The sequence below is a fragment of the Zavarzinella formosa DSM 19928 genome (assembly GCF_000255705.1).
Lineage (GTDB): Bacteria > Planctomycetota > Planctomycetia > Gemmatales > Gemmataceae > Zavarzinella > Zavarzinella formosa.
In genome coordinates this window covers 124,890-129,092 of sequence record NZ_JH636445.1, presented here as the reverse complement: position 1 = coordinate 129,092, position 4,203 = coordinate 124,890, and the positions used below count along the sequence as shown (strand labels likewise).

The 4,203-nt window shown below is 50.9% G+C and carries 4 protein-coding genes and 1 tRNA gene; 4 read left to right on the top strand and 1 reads right to left on the bottom strand.

Annotated features, from left to right (window positions below; translation table 11 throughout):
- Positions 1-240, top strand: a 240-nt coding sequence (locus BGIM_RS63640; protein WP_193789031.1) for a TolC family protein, incomplete at its 5' end; no start/stop codon positions are given.
- A 293-nt stretch (positions 241-533) separates the two neighbouring features.
- Positions 534-607 (top strand) — tRNA-Arg (locus BGIM_RS0132455).
- A gap of 86 nt (positions 608-693) precedes the next feature.
- On the opposite strand, the gene BGIM_RS53580 is transcribed toward BGIM_RS0132455, so the two are convergent.
- Complete coding sequence (locus BGIM_RS53580; protein ID WP_020473829.1) at positions 694-1,389, bottom strand: site-specific integrase; 696 nt, start codon at positions 1,387-1,389, stop codon at positions 694-696.
- A gap of 109 nt (positions 1,390-1,498) precedes the next feature.
- Between BGIM_RS53580 and BGIM_RS60600 the strand changes: the two genes are divergently transcribed.
- Together BGIM_RS60600 and BGIM_RS63635 are read left to right on the top strand one after the other, a co-directional pair.
- A complete protein-coding gene (locus BGIM_RS60600; RefSeq protein WP_084760231.1) occupies positions 1,499-2,914 on the top strand; it encodes an AAA family ATPase in 1,416 nt (471 codons plus the stop codon).
- Positions 2,911-3,723 (top strand): HNH endonuclease family protein, encoded by an 813-nt coding sequence (locus BGIM_RS63635; RefSeq protein ID WP_157369597.1) that lies wholly within the window; start codon positions 2,911-2,913, stop codon positions 3,721-3,723. The genes BGIM_RS60600 and BGIM_RS63635 overlap by 4 nt, the downstream gene beginning before the upstream one ends.
- The last annotated feature ends 480 nt before the right edge of the window (positions 3,724-4,203 follow it).

Below are 4,203 nucleotides of genomic sequence, written 5' to 3'. Positions count from 1 at the left end.
TATGAAATTCTGCTCGGGAAAGTCAAATCCGAGGCCGAGGCGGGTATCCAACGCTCGCAAAAGGCGTATGAAGACGGAAACGCCGGCTACCTGATCGTGCTGGAAACCACCCGCCAGTTGATCGACACCAACAACCGCGAGGCCCAGCTCAAGGCCGACCTGCAACGGGCCTGGGCCGAACTGGAACGCAGCGTCGGCCGGCGGTTACTTTTCGAGACACCCCCATCCAACCTTCCATGAGTTACCAAAAAGGCTTGTTGACCGGACTGGCCGTTTCGTGTGGAAACTCAAACATGGCGATAATGTCGGACCTGGGCGACCGCCTTTGCCACCCGGCCAACTCTTCCCGACGCGAACATCTTCCCTGATCGTATTGTCCTTGCCCGGATGCCTTGCGGATGCCAAAGGGGGAACTTGTCAGGCTTCTTGCCTTTCGCCATGATAAGAGTGTCTCCAAAGGTGTGACACGTCAAAAAGCGTGATCGTTCCGGCGGAGAACGGACGATGTTCAGATTCGCTTGGTTTTGTCGGACGGTCCCGTAGCTCAGCTGGATAGAGCAGCGGATTTCTAATCCGCCGGTCGATGGTTCGAATCCATTCGGGACTATTGAATTGTTGGGACTCAACAGGACAAGATTGAACACAATCGAACTAAAGTATTCATCGGAAATTGTTTGCGTTGCGTCTGTCAACTCAAATTCCGCAACATCCGTCGTCTGTTCGCTCCTCAAACGCTCCTGATTTCGCTCCGGCTGTGTGGGCGATTCCCTTGACCGCTCGGTCAAAGTCCGAGTCACGAACTTGAAGATAATATTTCACAGCGATGAGATGGGAATTGCCGATCCACGTCGTGACCGCATGGCTCGGAAACACATCCACCAATTCCGTCTCCCGGCTGTTCCTCAGATTCTGAAACAAGCGTTTCCACGGAGTCAGACCCGCCTTGCGAATGAGCCGGGTAAGTGACGTGCGCAGGTTATCGCCGGACCGAAACGATGTGAAGACCGACACCTGTCCGGGGGTGGCCTGTTCAAACAATTCGTCAAGGCGTGGCTTCAACTCCGGGAAGATCGGCGCCAAACGCTCTCCCTTTCCCTCGTGATGCGCCGTCTTCGGACTGGTCACTCGGAACCAGCCTCGGTTCCAAAGAAAGTCGGGCCATGTCAGCGGAATGATTTCGCTCAGGATTCGCAACCCACCGAACCTCGCAAGGGCAATCAGGGCGCGCCATTCCGCAGTCGGGGCCGCCTCGATCAATTTCAATCTGTCCTCATGGATGTCAAAAAACTGCCTGCCCGGATTGGCCATTGTTCCAGCGATCACATCCTCAAAGGGATGAGGCAAATCAAAGCCGGACGGAAGAGTGATGCGGATACTTTTTGCCGTCATTGCTTCTGAAGAGACGAATCATGACTCAATTTTCCATACGCTATTTCAGGATTGTCTTGATTCGCAAATGAGACCGCCGACTTCAATTTAATCGAACGCAGGTGGGAAAATGCCCGAACTCGACACTACCATTACGAATGATTCGTCAATCAGTCTTCGTGGCATACAGGTTCGGGATTTCCGAAAGATTGAGCGACTTGATGTCGAGATTCCAAGCGATGCCCGCGTGATTTGCTTTGTTGGCCCAAACGGCAGCGGCAAGTCGTCGATACTGAGCAAACTGGCCCATGCCCTGTGTAGTTATACCAACATGAACGCGCCCAGCTGCACCGATAATTCAGAAGACACAAAAACGGGATGGGATAGGTATGCATCCACCGGAGAAGTGCGTGCTGGTTGTCCCTCTTACCTCGTTCGCTCGGACTGGCGTTTTAAAGGCATCCCAACATCACATTGGGATATTGCTCGGCGTAATATAGATGAGCCTCTCCCAGAAGAATTTGCCAAGGCCATTGCAAACACTCGTTCTTGGAAAAGCATGCGAGAGACTTTCATGGGCGGATGGTCTCCCGATATTCCCACAAGTGACCCTGTTGCCAGAAATGTCGTTCTTTTTAGGCCCGCAGACAGATACGAATTGGCGAGTTATGATCGGGAGGGCAAACTAGCATTAACACCTCCATTATCCGACAACTGGGCTACCAAGCGCCCATTCCCATTCCTTGTTAAAACCTGGGGTTTCGAACTGGAGAAATTCTTATATGCAATGATTATTGAAGAAGGGTTAGGAAGGCCGACTACTTCTCTTGCCGTTAAAATATTTAAGAAAGTGTTCCTTGATCTTACCGGAACTGAGCTTTTGCTAGCCATTAAGTCATGGCCATTTTTAAGAGTTGGCCCCCGCGACCATCCGCAAATGTCGTCTCTTTCTGCCGGAGAACTGGATGTGCTTGTGACTGCCGGCTTGATAATCGCCCAAACTCTTGGAATCGCAGTTCAAAACAATCACATTTTTTTTGATCCTCAAGGAGTAGTTTTTATTGATGAAATCGATTCTCATCTTCACCCGCAATGGCAGCAAAAAGTCATCCCTGTCCTTACCAAATCATTTCCAAAAATCACTTTCGTGATTACCACTCACAGCCCTTTTGTTCTTCGATCACTCACAAAAAATTCCAGTCTAGTTGTGCGTTTCCCAGATGGCGAAGTATTCAACACAGATTTCAACGCCTGGCAGATTGATGACATTCTCAGCGCTGTTTTTGAAGTGCCGTCACCTTGGAGTCCTGGAATTAGTGATGAGCTGGATCTGCTAGAGGAATCGCTTAAATCTCCTGGCAAAGAGGACGATGCACTCATCCATTTCTCCCAATTGATCTCTCGACAAAGTGCCGGACTAAAGGCAGAGTGTCGCAGGCTGGCAGGATTGTTTGGCTCTCCGTTATTCATGGAGAAACTGGTTTCGCTTTCGAGCAGTGAAGACTCTTCGCATTCTGTGCCGAAGGAAGGAGGCAAGCTTTCATGAGGACGATTAATCGCGAATTAGAACCCATGCCAGTTGTTCTTGACCCCGCGGCTACGCTGACTCATGCAATAGCATACAGGGCATGTTCTTCTCCAAACAGTGTTAAGAAGAACGTTTATGGTCACACCGATGTCCGAAATGCCCTTCGCCGCCTTTTTTTGGAAAAATGCTCTCTCTGCGAGGCAGATGCCTCAAAAGATGGTGTCATTGAGCATTTTGTGCCTCACTGTCCGACCCGAGCAGAACTCGCTTACGATTGGATGAACCTTCACTGGACATGCGGAAATTGTAATAACCGGAAACGAAAAAAGGATTACAAAGAACTACGGCCCGGTACAGATATTGTGGAGCGTACTTTGTTGATTGATGTCACGTGCCCGCACAGCGAGCGGGCAGAAGACATGATTTGGTTCGACAAACACTTAAAAGCTCGCCCATCCATAAAATTTTCGACAGACCGAATAGTTACTCTGACCACTGAATTTCTGAACTCAAGCCAGACCATTTCCGATCGTCTTACCACGAGTAACGAGATGGGTATGTTTATCGCTGAGTCCGGATGCTTGGAAGAGTGGCGTTCAATTATTTCAATTAGTCCAGTTGAGCCATGCAAGCGACCAAATCCTGTCTTGACGAATAAAGCTTTGCAAATGGCTGATCGTCTATACTATCTTTTTCTTCGAGAAACCAATCCCTTTTCGACCAGCATGCAGACTTCGCTCAGTGATCGTATGGGGATTCAAACCGAGGACATTAAAGAGTTAGGACGTCGATATCGATTTCTTCACAACCTTCCTCGGCCATACTGACTTTAGATATCCCCGCCTCAACTCCCCTACACGAACTTCGTGAATGTCCGGCGCCGGACACCCATTCAGACCTTTGCGAACGGTTCGCCCGGCCACCGGAGTTCCCGCCAGACGACTTTACCCGGATGGGCTGACTTCTTCATTTGGGTCAGTACGCCCACTGCCCTCACCGCCCCGAGCGGATAGCGACAGGATGCTCACGCAGGTCTTCGTAGGTGGATTCAACGGCCACCATCTCGGCGCAGTGATACGTCCCGCATTGGGTCAAGTCCAAGCGATGGCCGAACGACCTTCGACTTCTTCCATCGATTCATCCTCTGGAATTGCCCCGGGTCTCAGGCGCCGGACACCGGATAACATTCCGGCCGGACATTCACCCGCATGATCGTCCGGCCCGGCTCACGGGACGGTGACACTGAACCCGAATGGCAGTTTTCAGTACGTTCCGGGTGAGAACCGCCATGACCCGGTCCAATTCAC

Bases quoted from the DNA above. Each gene is read 5' to 3' on its own strand.
- BGIM_RS60600 (WP_084760231.1), top strand. From the start codon at position 1,499: ATGCCCGAACTCGACACTACCATTACGAATGATTCGTCAATCAGTCTT.
- BGIM_RS53580 (WP_020473829.1), bottom strand. From the start codon at position 1,389: ATGACGGCAAAAAGTATCCGCATCACTCTTCCGTCCGGCTTTGATTTG.
- BGIM_RS63635 (WP_157369597.1), top strand. From the start codon at position 2,911: ATGAGGACGATTAATCGCGAATTAGAACCCATGCCAGTTGTTCTTGAC.